Source organism: Streptomyces sp. NPDC006879 (genome assembly GCF_042869595.1).
Lineage (GTDB): Bacteria > Actinomycetota > Actinomycetes > Streptomycetales > Streptomycetaceae > Streptomyces.
Map to the genome: position 1 here is coordinate 36443 of NZ_JBIAGC010000022.1, position 15143 is coordinate 51585.

Sequence of the window (15143 nt, forward strand, 5' to 3'; positions counted from 1 at the left end):
GTGTTCAGCGGTCCGGGTCGGCGGGGCGCGTGCGGGCCTCTTTCCCATGTGCGAGCTTTGCGTGAAACATCCCGTTCCTTGAAAGGCTGCGCCCATGAAGCGGCTGCTGGCGTCCGGCGTGCTCTGCGTGACCGTGGCCCTGTCCCTCACCGCCTGCTCCAGCGATGAGGAATCGCCGGCCGAACAGGCCAGCAAGGCCGCGGCCCAGGTGTGCACGAACCTGACCACGCTGAAGTCTGACAGCGCCGCACTGCGCGCACTCAATCCGGCCTCCGCCACGAAGGACCAGATCAAGGAGGCCAACGACGCCGTCCAACAGGACTGGGCCAATGTCAAGGAGAGCCTCGCGACCTTGGACGAAACCCGGAGCCAGGCGGTCGAGGACGCCACCGAGGACCTCAAGAACGCCTATGAGGACCTACCCGGCGACGTCACCGGAAGCCAGGCGCTCACCGAGCTACAACCGCAGATCAACGCCCTGGACAGCTCGGTGTCCGCCGCGGCCAGCGGTCTCAACTGCTGAGGGCGGACCGTCTGGGCGGCTGGGCGCACCGACCGACCCACCCTCCAACGCGTGGTGCCGCAGGCAAGTGGACCCCGGGCCGGCGGACGTCCATGTCGAAAATCCGCCAGCCCACCGGCCCGGGCACGGCCGATCCTTAGGTGGTGCACACCGATACCGAGCGCTGCGTGCGGGCCGTCCAGTCCAAGGACGCCCGATTCGACGGATGGTTCTTCACGGCCGTCCTGACCACCCGGATCTACTGCCGCCCCAGTTGCCCGGCGGCGCCGCCGAAACCCGCGAACATGACCTTCCTGCCCAGTGCGGCGGCCTGCCAGCAGGCGGGCTTCCGGGCGTGCAAACGCTGCCGCCCGGACACCAGCCCCGGTTCGCCCGAATGGAACGCCCGCGCCGACACCGTGGCCCGAGCGGTCCGGCTGATCGGGGACGGGGTCGTCGACCGCGAAGGCGTCACGGGCCTTGCCACCAGACTGGGCTACTCCACGCGCCAGATCGAACGCCAGTTGCAGGCCGAGCTCGGCGCCGGCCCGCTCGCTCTGGCCCGCGCGCAGCGGGCTCAGACCGCCCGGCTGCTGATCGAGACCACCGAGATGCCCATGGCGGAGCTGGCCTTCGCCGCCGGCTTCTCCTCGGTCCGCACGTTCAACGAAACCGTTCGCCAGGTCTTCGCCCTCACCCCCGGTGAGCTTCGGACACGGGCTGGTGGGCCCATGCCCTGCGGGCGCGTTCCCGTTCCCCACCGAGCCCCCGGCGCCCTCGCCCTGCGCCTGCCGTACCGTGCGCCCCTGAACCCGGACAACCTCTTCGGGCATCTCGCCGCCACCGCGGTTCCCGGAGTGGAGGAGTGGCGCGACGGCTGCTACCGGCGCACCCTGCGGTTGCCCCACGGGCCCGGCGTCGTCGCGCTGAGCCCACAGCCTGACCACATCGGCTGCCGGCTCTCCCTGACCGACCTGCGCGACCTGACCAGCGCGATCAGCCGGTGCCGCCGGCTGCTCGACCTCGACGCCGATCCTCAGGCCGTGGACACCCAGCTGAGCGCGGACCCGCTGCTGGCACCGCTGGTGCGGCGGGCTCCGGGACGCCGGGTCCCGCGCACCGTGGACGCCGCGGAGTTCGCCGTTCGCGCGGTCCTCGGTCAACAGGTCTCCACGGCCGCCGCTCGTACCCATGCCGCCCGACTGGTCCGTGCCCATGGGGAGCAGGTGCAGGACCCTGATGGAGGGCTCACTCACCTCTTCCCCACTCCGCAGGCCCTGGCCGCGCTGGACCCACTCGCCCTCGCCCTACCCCGCAGCCGACGCGCAACCCTCACCACCGTGATCGACGCGCTCGCCGACGGCTCGCTGTCCCTGGGCGTCGACGGCGACTGGGACCGGGCTCGGGCCCAGCTCTCTGCGCTGGCCGGATTCGGACCTTGGACCGTCGAGGTGGTGGCGATGCGTGCCCTCGGTGACCCCGATGCGTTCCCGGCCTGCGACCTGGGCGTGCGCCGCGCCGCGCAGCGCCTCGATCTGCCCCGGACCCCGGCCGCCCTGACGGCCCGGGCCGAGGCCTGGCGACCCTGGCGTGCCTATGCCGTCCAGTACTTGTGGGCGACCGACGAGCACCCGATCAATCGTCCGCCGCGCCCGCCTGGTGCGCTCTGAGCCCCGCAGTAGTCGTGGTGCGGCCGGCTCCACCGGTCCCCCTGGGGGCCGCCGCCCTGGCCCACATGCCACGGCTGGGCCCGTCAGGCCGGTGCCACACCGTTCTCCAGCTCCACGGGGCCGGTGCCGCCCACCAACGCGGCGTAGGCGGCGCTGATCCGGGTGGCCAGAGATCCGGGCAGGTAGTCGCAGAGTTCAGCCGCCTCCACCAGGCTCCAGGAGAGGAGCTCCGCCTCCTGGAGCCTGATGGAGGCGAGAGTTCCGCCGTCAAGCACCCCGCCGTCAAACACGTAGGCCACCAACGGGGGCCTGCCATCACCCAAGGACCAGTCCACGGCGAGCAGACGGCCGGGCTCCACGACGAGACCGATCTCCTCCAGGGTCTCCCTGGCGGCGGCTTGGCGCGGGGTCTCGGCCGCATCGGACTCGATGGTCCCGCCCGGAAGCGTCCAGCCCTCGCGGTAGTTGGGCTCCACGAGCAGGACGCGGCCAGCAGGGTCACGGAGCAGTACGGCCGCTCCGGCCAGGACCTTGGGCAGGCCGGCTATGTACACGGTGTAGTCGGACGGGCTCATGGCGGCCACCCTACGGGCCCGCGCCCCTGCGGACCGCCGCTCAGTACTGGGGACCGCGAGGAACCTCGCCCGGGTCCTCGCGGTCCCGCCGGGCCTCGGCGGCACGCCGTAGCCGGGCGTGCCGGTCCGGGCCACGCTCGCTCATGGCCTCGCCCAACATGGCGCGTACCGCGTCGCGTACGCCGTGCAGCGGGTGGTGACGGGCCGGGCCGGCGCCCGGGTCCTCCCGCACTTCCTTGACCAGTGACCAGCACAACAGCAACATCACGATCACGAAGGGCAGCGCCACCAAGATGGTGGCCGTCTGTAGGGACTTCAGCCCGCCTGCGACGAGCAGCACGGCGGCCACCGATGCCATGAGCACCCCCCAGATCACCACCAACCAGGTCGGCGGGTGCAGTGAGCCGCGGCTGGTCAGGGACCCCATGACCAGAGAGGCGGAGTCGGCGCTGGTGACGAAGTAGGTCATCACCAGCAGCATCGCGATGTAGGACGTCAAGGTGCCCAGGGGCAGTGCGTCGAGCATGGCGAACAAGGAGGCCTCGGCGCCTTCACTGACCTTGGAGGCGAGGTCGGCGGCGCCCGTGGCGTCCAGACGCAGGGCGGTGCCGCCCATGACGCAGAACCAGATCACGGTGGCCCCGCTGGGCACCAGCAACACGCCCACCAGGAACTCCCGGATGGTGCGACCCCGCGAGATGCGGGCGATGAAGGTCCCCACGAACGGCGCCCAGGAAAGCCACCAGGCCCAGTAGAAGATCGTCCAGGCACCCAGCCAGGCGCTGTCGGTGAAGGCCCCGGTACGGCTGGCCAGGGGCAACAACTGGTGCAGGTAGCTGCCCACGCTGGCCGGGATGACGTCCAGGATGTACACGGTCGGGCCGACGAGGAAGACGAAGAGCGCCAGACAGGCGGCCAGCACGATGTTGATGGTGCTCAGCCACTTCACGCCCCGGTGCAGCCCGGAGAAGGCGGACACCACGAACGCCGCGGAGAGAGAGCCGATGATCGTCAGCTGGAGGCCGGTGGAGTCCTCGATACCGGCCGTCAGGTTCAGACCCTCGGCTACCTGGAGGGCGCCCAGGCCGAGGCTGGTCGCGGTGCCGAACACCGTGGCGAAGACGGCGAGTAGGTCGATGACCCGCCCCTGCCAACCCCTCGCCCGACCCTCGCCGATCAACGGGACGAAGGCGGACGAGAGCCGGTTTCCGCGGGCCTTGCGGAAACCCGCGTAGGCCAGCGCCAACCCGGCGATGCCGTAGATCGCCCAGGGGGTGAGGGTCCAGTGGAAGAAGGAGTAGTCCATCGCGGCCTGTGCGGCGGCGGGCGTCTGCGGCGCAGCACCACTGGCGGGCGGTGGCGAGAGGTAGTGCTGGAGGGGCTCGCCGACCCCGTAGAACATCAGGCCGATGCCCATGCCGGCGCTGAACATCATCGCGACCCATGACAGGTTCGTGAACTCGGGCTCCGAGTCGTCGGCCCCCAGTCGGATCCGCCCGAACCTGCTGAACGCGAGGACCACGCACATCACGAGGAAGACGTCGGCGGCGATGACGAACAGCCAGGCGAAGTTCTCCAGGACCCAGTTCAGGGAAGTGGTGGAGACGGAGTCGAAGGAATCCGTTGCGAGCGCTGCCCAGGCGACCACGGCCAGCACCACGGTCACGCCGGTGATGACGAGGACGCGGTCCGGCTCGCCCTCACCCGGGGGGCCGGTCGGACTGTCGGGCAGGGGTGGGTCCAGTGATTCCGTGCTCATGTGGCCCCACTATGGCCGCGCTTATAGAGATATACAGACGTGGCGCGCCGTATGTGGTGCAGGCCACCCATGGGCACCGGGCCGTGCTCCGGATAAGGTCAGGAACGGCGCGACTGCACGTTCGACAGCAAGGGATAAGCAAGGTGGCGGACGGAGCGGTAACTGAGGCCGCGCGCGTGCTGATCGCGGCGGACAAATTCAAGGGCTCGCTCACGGCCGTACAGGTCGCACAGCGGGTGACGGCCGGACTACGCGAGGTGGTCCCCGGCCTGGAGGTCTGGGCCCTGCCGGTGGCCGACGGCGGCGACGGCACGGTCGCGGCTGCCGTGGCGGCCGGGTTCGAGCGCCGGGAAGTACGGGTTACCGGCCCTCTGGGCGAGCCGGTGGTGGCGGCCTTCGCTTTGCGGGGGCGGACCGCGGTGGTCGAAATGGCGGAGGCATCCGGGCTCCAACTCCTTCCCGCGGGGGTCTTCGCGCCGCTCACCGCGACCACCTACGGTTCTGGTGAACTGTTGCGGGGGGCGCTGGACGCCGGTGCCCGACAGATCGTCTTCGGCGTGGGTGGCAGTGCCACCACGGACGGCGGGGCCGGCATGCTCGCGGCGCTCGGCGCGCGCTTCCTCGATGCTGCGGGCGAGCCCGTCGGGCCCGGTGGCGGCCCGCTGATCGAGATGGCTTCGGCGGACCTGTCGGGCATCGACCCGAGGTTCGCCGAGGTCGACCTGGTCCTGGCCAGTGACGTCGACAACCCACTGACCGGCCCGAAGGGCGCACCTGCCGTCTACGGGCCGCAGAAGGGCGCCACTGCCGAGGATGTGGCGTCCCTGGACGCCGCCCTGGCGCACTTCGCGCGGGTGCTGGAGAAGGCAGTCGGGCCGAGCGCAGCCGAGTATGCAGCGGCCCCGGGGGCAGGTGGTGCCGGCGGCATCGGATACGGCGCCCTGGTCGGTCTGGGAGCGCGGTTCCGCCCGGGCATTGAGTTGATGTTGGACGTCCTCGGTTTCGGTCCGGCCCTGGAGCGAGCCACCTTGGTGATCACCGGAGAGGGTTCGCTCGACGCGCAGACGCTGCACGGCAAGGCTCCGGCTGGGGTGGCGGCAGCCGCCCGCGCCGCGGGCAAGGACGTGGTGGCGGTGTGTGGCCGGCTGGCCCTGCCCCCGCAGGCCCTGGCAGCCGCGGGCATCCGCCGCGCCTACCCCTTGACGGGCATCGAGCCCGACCCGGCCGTGTGCATCGCCGAGGCGGGGCCGTTGCTGCAACGGGTGGCCCGGGACATCGCCCGGGACCTCTGGGGCTGACGTCCTCGGGGCGGGGGGAGGCTGAGAGCGCGGCGAGCCACTGGCGGCGGGGACCGCGCCGGCCAGCTTGTGAGCCGAACGGAAGAAGACGTGAGCCCCGCCCGAGTAGGGCGGGGCTCACGTCTTGGTCCCACCGGTGGGCTACGGCAGCTGGCCCGCCCGGGCTTCGCGCCGGTTGTGCCGGAAGGTGTTCACCCGGCGGGTCGTTGCGAACAGCGGGATGGTCGCGGCCATCACGATCTGCAGGGCGCACCCGGTCTGGAGCAGCAGCTCGCCGCCGGGGGCGTCGAAGGCCCAAGCAGCGAGCATGCCCATAGCCCCGACGATCCAGCTGAGCATCGCCACCGCGAGGACGCCTCGCGGCTTGGGGTACTCGACCCGGCTCACCATCAGCCAGGCCACCCCGATGATCGCCAGCAGGGTCGGAACGAAGGGCAGCTCCAGCAGAACGATGGAGACCACCGTGAGGGCTCCGAAGGGGCTCGGCATGCCCTGGAACATGCCGTCCTTCAAGGTGACACAGCTGAATCTGGCGAGTCTGAGCACCACGGCGAGCAGCACCACGATCGCTGCGAGTGCCGATACCCGCTGGTGCGCGTCGTCGGCGACCATGCCGTAGACGAGCACGAAGTAGGCGGGTGCCAATCCGAAGCTGATCAGGTCCGACAGGTTGTCCAGTTCGGCACCCATGGGGGAGCTGCGGAGCTTGCGCGCCACCAGCCCGTCACAGAGGTCGAAGATCGCGGCGAGCAGCATCAGTATCACCGCGGTCGCGGCACTGTGACGCGCCATGCCGGATTCGTCGCTGCCAGTGAGGTGCGGGATCAGGATTCCGGTGGTGGTGAAGTACACCGCCATGAAACCGCAGGTGGCGTTACCGAGGGTGAGGGTGTCCGCTATTGACAGCCGCAGCGAGAGCGGCATGTCATCCGCGTCCTCCTCCTCGGCCTCCGGTACCCAGCTCGCCTGTGTCTCCGGGTCAGTCACGGTCAATTCGAGTCACCCCCGCAGTAGTGGCCTGTCCGACCTCGACCGCTACCTCGACCCCCTCGGGGAGGTAGATGTCGACGCGGGAGCCGAAGCGAATCAGGCCGATGCGGTCACCCTGTTCCACCTTGGTCCCCTGCGGGATGTAGGGGACGATCCGGCGCGCCACCGCGCCGGCGATCTGCACCATCTCGATGTCACCAAGCTCGGTGTCGAAGTGCCAGACGACGCGCTCGTTGTTCTCGCTCTCCTTGTTGAACGCCGGGACGAACCCGCCGGGCACGTGCTCCACGGAGGTCACCGTGCCGGCCAGGGGCGCGCGGTTGACGTGGACGTTCAGAGGGCTCATGAAGATGGCGACGCGGGTGCGCCCGTCCTTCCACGGCATGATGCTCTGCACCACACCGTCGGCGGGCGAGATGACCCGTCCCTGGGCGATCTCTCGCTCGGGGTCGCGGAAGAACCACAGCATGCCCGCCGCGAGCGCGGTGGTGGGCACGGCCACCGCGGCCCAGCGTCCGGACTTGCGGGCCCGGGTCAGGCTGAGTGCCGCGGTGGCAACGGTCGGCAGGAGCCACGGCGATGCTCCGCGCGCGAGGCGTCCACCGAGGGGGCCGACGCGAGGTGCAGAGGTTTGGCTGTGGGGCATGGATGACCTTCGTAGCGGATGATGCCGCGCTGGGAAACGGAGGACGGCGGCTTTGACCTCGATGCTATCGGGTGGCGGTAGCAACAGGGAAAGCCAGAAGCCGAGTCGGTGGCACGAAACCGGTGACCGGCTGTGATCCCTTTCGCGGAAAAACCGCTACAAAAGGGACCTTCAGCCCTGAACTCGATACTCCTCAAGCAACCGTCGACCGATGATCATTTTCTGGATTTCGGCGGTACCTTCGCCGATCAGCAGCATCGGCGCCTCCCGGTAGAGGCGCTCGATCTCGTACTCCTTCGAGAATCCGTAGCCGCCGTGGATGCGGAAGGCATCCTCGACGACCTCCTTGCAGTACTCGGAGGCGAGGTACTTCGCCATCCCTGCTTCGAGGTCGTTTCGCTCCCCGGAGTCCTTTTTGCGTGCTGCGTTCACCATCATCGCATGGGCGGCCTCGACCTTGGTAGCCATCTCGGCCAGCTTGAACTGGATCGCCTGGTGCTGGGCGATCGGCTTGCCGAAGGTGTGGCGCTGCTGCGCGTAGGAGACACCCAGCTCAAAGGCCCGCTGGGCGACCCCGCAGCCGCGGGCGGCGACGTTGACCCGACCGACCTCGACGCCGTCCATCATTTGGTAAAACCCTCGGCCGGTGGTCCCGCCGAGCACGCGATCGGCCGGAATGCGCAGTCCGTCCATGATCAGCTCGGTGGTGTCGACCCCCTTGTAGCCCATCTTATCGATCTTGCCCGGGATGGTCAGCCCTGGTCGGACCTCGCCGAAGCCGGGCTCCTTCTCGACCAGGAAGGTCGTCATCGAACGGTGCGGCGCAGCGGCCACCTCCGAAGCGGAGTGTCCTTCGTCACTTCTGCACAGCACGGCCACCAGGGTCGAGGTTCCGCCGTTCGTGAGCCACATCTTCTGGCCGTTCAGCACGTACTCGTCGCCATCTCGGACCGCCTTCGAGGAGATGGCGGACACGTCGGAGCCGAGCGCCGGCTCCGACATCGAGAACGCGCCGCGTACCTCACCGAGCGCCATCCGTGGCAGGAAGTGGTCCTTCTGCTCCTGGGTGCCGTGCTGCTTGAGCATGTACGCCACGATGAAGTGGGTGTTGATGATGCCGGAGACCGACATCCAGCCACGCGCTATCTCCTCCACGCACAGGGCGTAGGTGAGCAGCGACTCACCCAGGCCGCCGTACTCCTCGGGGATCATCAGCCCGAAGAGGCCCAGTTCCTTGAGACCGTCGACGATCGCCTGGGGGTACTCGTCGCGGTGTTCCAGCTCGGTGGCGACCGGAATGATCTCCTTGTCCACGAAGTCCCGCACGGTGGACAGGATCTCCTGCTGGACCTCGGTGAGGCCGGCGGTCTGGGCGAGTCGGCTCATGGCTACTTCTCCGCGCTCTTAGTGGGGGTGTTCAGCTCCGGGCGGCCGGGCTGCTCCCCGCCGCGCTCCTTGATGTATGTCTCGGTGGGGACCATGACCTTGCGGCGGAACACGCAGACCAACGTGCCGTCCTGCTTGTACCCCTTGGTCTCCACGTAGACGATGCCGCGGTCGTTCTTGGACTTCGACGGGGTCTTGTCCAAGACCGTGGTCTCGCCGTAGAGGGTGTCGCCGTGGAAGGTCGGCGCCACGTGCCGCAGGGACTCGATCTCCAGGTTGGCGATGGCCTTCCCGGAGACGTCCGGCACCGACATGCCCAGCAACAGCGAGTAGATGTAGTTGCCCACCACCACGTTCTTGCCGAAGTCGGTGGTCTTCTCGGCGTAGTTGCTGTCCATGTGCAGCGGGTGGTGATTCATGGTCAGCAGGCAGAAGAGGTGGTCGTCGTACTCGGTGACCGTCTTTCCGGGCCAGTGCTTGTATACGGCACCGACCTCGAACTCCTCATAGGTGCGTCCGAACTGCATGGGGCTCAGGCTCCTCTAGGCCGTGGGGATCTCGAACTTGGACGTGCGCTGCATGCCGGCCGCCCGGCCCTTGCCCGCGATGACCAGTGCCATCTTCCGGCTGGCCTCGTCGATCATCTCGTCGCCGAGCATCGCCGAGCCCTTCTTGCCGCCGGCTTCCGAGGTGCACCACTCGTACGCGTCCAAAATCAGTTCCGCGTGGTCATAGTCCTCCTGGGAGGGGGAGAAGACCTCATTGGCGGCGTCCACCTGACCCGGGTGCAGCACCCACTTGCCGTCGAAGCCCAGCGCGGCGGCGCGCCCAGCCACCTCGCGGTACCCGTCGACGTTCTTGATCTGGAGGAAGGGGCCGTCGATCGCCTGGAGGTTGTGCGTCCTGGCAGCCATCAGGATGCGCATGAGGATGTAGTGGTAGGCGTCCGCGGGATAGCCGGGCGGCTGCATGCCGACCACCAGGGACTTCATGTTGATCGAGGCCATGAAGTCGGCCGGGCCGAAGATGATGGTCTCCAGCCGAGGTGAGGCGGCGGCGATCTCGTCGACGTTCACCAGACCCTTGGCGTTCTCGATCTGCGCCTCGATGCCGATCTTGCCGACCTCGAAGCCCATGGTCTTCTCGATCTGCGTCAGCAGTAGGTCGAGCGCCACCACCTGCTGGGCGTCCTGCACCTTCGGCAACATGATGCAGTCGAGGTTCTGCCCGGCGCCCTCGACGACGGTGACCACGTCGCGATACGTCCAGTGGGTGGTCCAGTCGTTGACCCGTACCACGCGGGTCTTGCCCGTCCAGTCGCCCTCGTTGAGGAACTTCACGATGGTGTGGCGCGCCTCCGGCTTGGCCAGCGGGGCGCAGGCGTCCTCCAGGTCCAAGAAGACCTGGTCCGCGGGCAGCCCCTGGGCCTTCTCCAGGAAGCGCGGGTTGGACCCGGGTACGGCCAGGCAGGAACGGCGCGGGCGCAGCCGGTTCACGGGGGACATGGGCGTGGTCATGCGGGGACCTCCAGAGGGTCGAGCTTGTTCGCTTTCCGGATCTCATCGACGATACGGCCGATGATCTCCGTAATACCGAAGTCCTTAGGGGTGAACACGGCGGCCACTCCGGCCGCACGCAGCTGCTCCGCGTCGGCGTTGGGGATGATCCCGCCGACGATGACCGGCAGATCGCCCGCGCCGGCGGTCCGCAGCCTGTCCAGTACGTCCGGTACCAGCTCGCAGTGCGAACCGGAGAGGATCGAGAGTCCGACGCAGTGCACGTCCTCTGCCAGGGCTGCGGACACGATCTGCTCCGGGGTCAGCCGGATCCCCTGGTAGACCACCTCGAAGCCGGCGTCCCGGGCCCGTACGGCGATCTGCTCGGCGCCGTTGGAGTGGCCGTCCAGGCCGGGTTTGCCCACCAGGAGGCGTAGCCGGCCGGCGCCGAGGTCCTTCGCGGTCCGGGCCACCTTCTCGCGCACCTCGGCCAGCGGGGTGCCGGCCTCGGCCGTCACTGCCAAAGGCGCGGAGGAGACCCCGGTGGGGGCTCGGAACTCGCCGAACACCTCACGCAGTGCCCAGGCCCACTCGCCGGTCGTGACGCCCGCGCGGGCGCACTCCAAGGTGGCCTCCATGAGGTTCTCCTCACCGGCCGCGGCCACCTTGAGCCGTTCCAGTGACTGTTGCACCGTGGGGAAGACGAACGGATCGCCGAGCCCCTGACGGTCGGAGGCTTCCTGGCGCTCGGCGCGCCAGCGGGTGAGTGCGGCCACCACCTCGGCCTCCACTGCCCCGTCCACCGTCATGATCGCGGTGTCCAGGTCGGCGGTGAGCGGGTTGGGCTCGGTGCCTTCGAAGATGTTGACGCCGATGACCTTCTCGTCTCCGGCCTCGATACGGGCGCGTCGCTCGGCGTGCGAGGAGACCAGTTGGGACTTCAGGTAGCCGGACTCGACGGCCGCCATCGCCCCGCCCATCTCCTGGATCCGGTCGATCTCGGCCAGACACTGCTCTTCCAGGGCGCTGACCTTCGCCTCGATGACGTGGGAGCCCTCGAAGATGTCCTCGTACTCCAGCAGGTCGCTCTCGTGCGCGAGCACCTGCTGGATGCGCAGCGACCACTGCTGGTCCCAGGGGCGTGGCAGGCCCAGGGCCTCGTTCCACGCGGGCAGCTGGACGGCGCGGGCTCGGGCGTCCTTGGAGAGGGTGACGGCCAGCATCTCCAGGACGATGCGCTGCACGTTGTTCTCCGGCTGCGCCTCGGTCAGGCCGAGCGAGTTGACCTGCACGCCGTAGCGGAAGCGGCGCTGCTTGGCGTCCTCGATCCCGTACCGCTCCCGAGTGACCTTGTCCCAGATGCGGCCGAAGGCGCGCATCTTGCACATTTCCTCGATGAAGCGGACGCCGGCATTGACGAAGAAGGAGATGCGCGCGACCACCTCGCCGAAACGCTCCGGGGGAACCTGGCCCGAATCGCGGACCGAGTCAAGCACCGCGATCGCGGTGGACATGGCGTACGAGATCTCCTGGACCGGTGTGGCCCCCGCCTCCTGGAGGTGGTAGCTGCAGATGTTGATCGGATTCCACTTGGGGATGTGGTTGACGGTGTACGCGATCATGTCCGTGGTCAGGCGCAGGCTCGGACCCGGCGGGAAGACGTGCGTTCCGCGGGAGAGGTACTCCTTGACGATGTCGTTCTGGGTGGTGCCCTGGAGCTTGGTGATGTCGGCACCCTGCTCCTCGGCGACCACCTGATAGAGCGCCAGCAGCCACATGGCGGTGGCGTTGATGGTCATCGAGGTGTTCATCTGCTCCAGGGGGATGTCCTGGAACAGCCGCCGCATGTCGCCCAGATGCGAGACCGGAACGCCCACTCGGCCGACCTCACCTCGGGCGAGGATGTGGTCGGGGTCGTAGCCGGTCTGCGTGGGCAGGTCGAAGGCCACCGAAAGGCCCGTCTGCCCCTTGGCGAGGTTGCGGCGGTACAGCTCGTTGGACGCCTCGGCTGTGGAGTGGCCGGCGTAGGTCCGCATGAGCCACGGCCGATCCTTCTGACGCTCTGTCATCTACGCACTCAGCCTTAGACCTTAGATGTTGCGGAAGCGGTTGATCGCGTCGAGGTGCGTGGCGCGCATCTCGTGGTCACGGACCCCGAGGCCTTCCTCGGGGGCCAGTGCGAGGACGCCGACCTTGCCCTGGTGGAGGTTGCGGTGGACGTCGTAGGCGGCCTGGCCGGTCTCTTCCAGGGAGTAGACCTTGGAGAGGGTCGGGTGGATCTTGCCCTTGGCGATCAGCCGGTTGGCCTCCCAGGCCTCGCGGTAGTTGGCGAAGTGGGAGCCGATGATCTTCTTGAGCGACATCCACAGGTAGCGGTTGTCGTACTCGTGGTGGTACCCCGAGGTCGAGGCGCAGGTGACGATGGTGCCGCCCTTGCGCGTGACGTACACGCTCGCGCCGAAGGTCTCTCGACCGGGGTGTTCGAAGACGATGTCGACGTCCTCGCCGCCGGTGAGTTCGCGGATGCGCTTGCCGAAGCGCTTCCACTCCTTGGGGTCTTGGTTGTGCTCGTCCTTCCAGAACTTGTAGCCCTCGGCGTTGCGGTCGATGATCGCGGTCGCGCCCATGGCCCGGCAGATGTCCGCCTTCTGCTCGCTGGAGACCACGCAGATCGGGTTGGCGCCGCCGGCCAGCGCGAACTGGGTGGCGTAGCTGCCCAGTCCACCGCTGGCTCCCCAGATCAGGACGTTGTCGCCCTGCTTCATCCCGGCGCCGTTGCGCGAGACCAGCTGCCGGTAGGCGGTGGAGTTGACCAGCCCGGGGGCGGCTGCCTCCTCCCAGGAGAGGTGGTCCGGCTTGGGCATCAGCTGGTTGGACTTGACCAGGGCGATCTCGGCGAGACCGCCGAAGTTCGTCTCGAAGCCCCAGATCCGCTGCTCGGGGTCGAGCATGGTGTCGTTGTGGCCGTCGGAGGACTCCAGCTCGACCGACAGGCAGTGCGCGACGACTTCGTCGCCCGGCCGCCAGGCGTTCACGCCCGGCCCGGTGCGCAGGACCACGCCCGCGAGGTCGGAGCCGATGACGTGGTACGGCAGGTCGTGGCGCTTGGTCAGCTCCGACAGGCGCCCGTAGCGCTCCAGGAAGCCGAAGGTGGACACGGGCTCGAAGATCGAGGTCCACACGGAGTTGTAGTTGACCGAGGAGGCCATGACCGCCACCAGGGCTTCGCCGGGGCCGAGCTCGGGGACCGGCACCTGGTCCAGGTGGAGCGACTTGCGCGGGTCCTTCTCCCGGGTGCTGAGTCCGGCGAACATCTCCATTTCGTCCTTGTGCACGGTGACCGCGCGGTACGAGTCGGGCAGCTTCAGGTTCGCGAAGTCTGCGGGCGTGGCGGCCTGCGACTGAATCGCGTCCAGGATTTCCTTCACGTGGTGCCTCCAGTGGGTCCCCCCGGACGGAGTCTGGGGGCGAAGCGCGTCTTGGCTTGAGGGAGACGCTGAGGGGACTTCGAAGGGTGGTGCTTGGAGGTGTGCCGTCGGTTCGGCTGAGGGGGCTTGCGGTGCTGTGGCAGCGCCTGGTGGGGCGCTTGAGGGTGCCTGTGACGCAGGCGTCCGGGCGCACAGCCAACGTGTGGACTGCGGGGACAGCCGATGTGTGAGAGGTCTGCGCGCATCGGCCGCTCGGACCACTTCAACGTATGGCACCCCGTGTCACTCGGCAAGGCACTGCGTGCCAAAAGTTTCTCTCATTTGCCCATTGACCTGCGCAGATGAGCGATGATCGATCAAAGCTACTCACGAGTAGGCACATCTCCGGACATAAGAAAAGGCCGCCCCCCAAGACTCAGGGGGCGGCCTGGACGACCGGTGCCACTTCAGGCTCAGCGGTTCCTGAGCGCGTCCTCGATGGTGCGCATGACCTCATCCAGAGGTGCGTCCGTCCGGGCCACCGTGACCAGAACGTCCGCGTGGGTCGCGATCCGCGCCGCCGGCGTGCCCGCGGCCCTCGGCTCCGCTCCGCCCGACACTTCCGACGGTTCCGCCGCGCCGGTCCGCCCCCCATGACCGCGGCCCGCGCCGATTCCCGAGCCGAAAGTCTGCCGCACGATCCCGAAGGCGTGGTCGAGCTGGCGCTCCACGTCTCCCTGGCCGCCCGCCCGCAGCCAACGGCGCAACACGTGATTGTGAGCGGTGACCACCGCGGAGGCGGCGACCTCGGCCAGCAGCGGGTCGTCATTGCCGTCGTGGTGGTCGCGCTCGTCGAAATGAGCCAGCAGATAGCGAGTGAACAGCCGCTCATAGCGGGCGACCGAGGCGATCTCCCGCTCCCGAAGCGTGGGCACCTCGCGGGTCAGCCGGTAGCGCTCCACGGACACCGCAGGTGAGGCCGCGTACATGCGCATGACCTCCTTGATGCCCCGGCACACGGTGTCCAGCGGGTGCTCGTCCACCGGAGCCGCATCCAGCACCGCCTCGGCCCGGGTCAGCGTGTCGTCGTGGTCGGGGAAGATCGCCTCTTCCTTGGAGCGGAAGTGACGGAAGAAGGTGCGCCGGGCGACCCCGGCCGCCGCCGCGATCTCATCGACGGTCGTCGCCTCGTAACCCTTGGTCGCGAACAGCTCCATAGCGGCGGTGGCGAGCTCACGGCGCATCTTCAGACGCTGGGCTGCGGCCCGCGACCCCGCGGCGCTCTCGGTGGCTTCTGGCGCGGCGGCTGATCGGGAGGTCTTGGCGGACTGGGACATAAGGCGAACGTACTGCATCTGCGCTGGAGAACGCGCCTGAGGGGGTGGATGCGGGGGAGGACCCTCTGAGGGTTGGG

General features: G+C 68.6%; 13 protein-coding genes. 3 read left to right on the forward strand and 10 right to left on the reverse strand.

Translation table 11 applies throughout. From position 1 onward, the window contains the following. Nucleotides 1-94: 94 nt before the first annotated feature. Both ACFYMC_RS17990 and ACFYMC_RS17995 read left to right on the forward strand, forming a co-directional pair. Nucleotides 95-523: a hypothetical protein gene (locus ACFYMC_RS17990; RefSeq protein WP_388525768.1), complete on the forward strand. Its 429-nt coding sequence runs from the start codon at nt 95-97 to the stop codon at nt 521-523. 143 nt (nt 524-666) lie between these two features. Continuing rightward, complete coding sequence (locus ACFYMC_RS17995; protein ID WP_388525771.1) at nt 667-2172, forward strand: DNA-3-methyladenine glycosylase 2 family protein; 1506 nt, start codon at nt 667-669, stop codon at nt 2170-2172. Nucleotides 2173-2255: 83 nt separating this feature from the next. Here the strand turns inward: ACFYMC_RS17995 and ACFYMC_RS18000 are convergent, their stop codons facing one another. Both ACFYMC_RS18000 and ACFYMC_RS18005 read right to left on the reverse strand, forming a co-directional pair. After that, the gene (locus tag ACFYMC_RS18000) at nt 2256-2747 is read right to left on the reverse strand and encodes an NUDIX domain-containing protein (protein WP_388525774.1); all 492 of its coding nucleotides are present in this window, start codon (nt 2745-2747) and stop codon (nt 2256-2258) included. Nucleotides 2748-2787: 40 nt separating this feature from the next. Then, the gene (locus tag ACFYMC_RS18005; protein WP_388525777.1) at nt 2788-4506 is read right to left on the reverse strand and encodes a BCCT family transporter; all 1719 of its coding nucleotides are present in this window, start codon (nt 4504-4506) and stop codon (nt 2788-2790) included. Nucleotides 4507-4649: 143 nt separating this feature from the next. On the opposite strand from ACFYMC_RS18005, the gene ACFYMC_RS18010 reads away from it, so the two are divergent. After that, entirely contained in the window at nt 4650-5804 is a 1155-nt protein-coding gene (locus ACFYMC_RS18010; protein ID WP_388525780.1) for a glycerate kinase, read from the forward strand. 141 nt (nt 5805-5945) lie between these two features. On the opposite strand, the gene pssA is transcribed toward ACFYMC_RS18010, so the two are convergent. From pssA to ACFYMC_RS18050, 8 genes are all read right to left on the reverse strand, one after another. After that, a complete protein-coding gene (gene pssA, locus ACFYMC_RS18015) occupies nt 5946-6797 on the reverse strand; it encodes a CDP-diacylglycerol--serine O-phosphatidyltransferase (RefSeq protein WP_388525783.1) in 852 nt (283 codons plus the stop codon). Then, nucleotides 6784-7440, reverse strand: coding sequence for a phosphatidylserine decarboxylase (locus ACFYMC_RS18020; RefSeq protein WP_388525786.1), 657 nt, complete (start codon nt 7438-7440; stop codon nt 6784-6786). Before ACFYMC_RS18020 ends, pssA begins: the two co-directional genes overlap by 14 nt. A gap of 171 nt (nt 7441-7611) precedes the next feature. Further along, nucleotides 7612-8826 (reverse strand): acyl-CoA dehydrogenase family protein, encoded by a 1215-nt coding sequence (locus ACFYMC_RS18025; protein ID WP_388525789.1) that lies wholly within the window; start codon nt 8824-8826, stop codon nt 7612-7614. 2 nt (nt 8827-8828) lie between these two features. After that, a complete protein-coding gene (locus ACFYMC_RS18030) occupies nt 8829-9353 on the reverse strand; it encodes a MaoC family dehydratase (RefSeq protein WP_388525791.1) in 525 nt (174 codons plus the stop codon). A gap of 15 nt (nt 9354-9368) precedes the next feature. Next, nucleotides 9369-10343, reverse strand: coding sequence for an HpcH/HpaI aldolase/citrate lyase family protein (locus tag ACFYMC_RS18035; RefSeq protein WP_388525794.1), 975 nt, complete (start codon nt 10341-10343; stop codon nt 9369-9371). Next, the gene (locus ACFYMC_RS18040) at nt 10340-12391 is read right to left on the reverse strand and encodes a protein meaA (RefSeq protein ID WP_388525797.1); all 2052 of its coding nucleotides are present in this window, start codon (nt 12389-12391) and stop codon (nt 10340-10342) included. The genes ACFYMC_RS18035 and ACFYMC_RS18040 overlap by 4 nt, the downstream gene beginning before the upstream one ends. Before the next feature lie 21 nt (nt 12392-12412). Then, nucleotides 12413-13750, reverse strand: a complete 1338-nt coding sequence (gene ccrA, locus ACFYMC_RS18045) for a crotonyl-CoA carboxylase/reductase (RefSeq protein WP_388525800.1) — start codon at nt 13748-13750, stop codon at nt 12413-12415. A 452-nt stretch (nt 13751-14202) separates the two neighbouring features. Next, on the reverse strand, nt 14203-15084 hold the full coding sequence (locus tag ACFYMC_RS18050; protein WP_388525803.1) for a TetR family transcriptional regulator: 882 nt from the start codon (nt 15082-15084) through the stop codon (nt 14203-14205). Nucleotides 15085-15143: the final 59 nt, after the last annotated feature.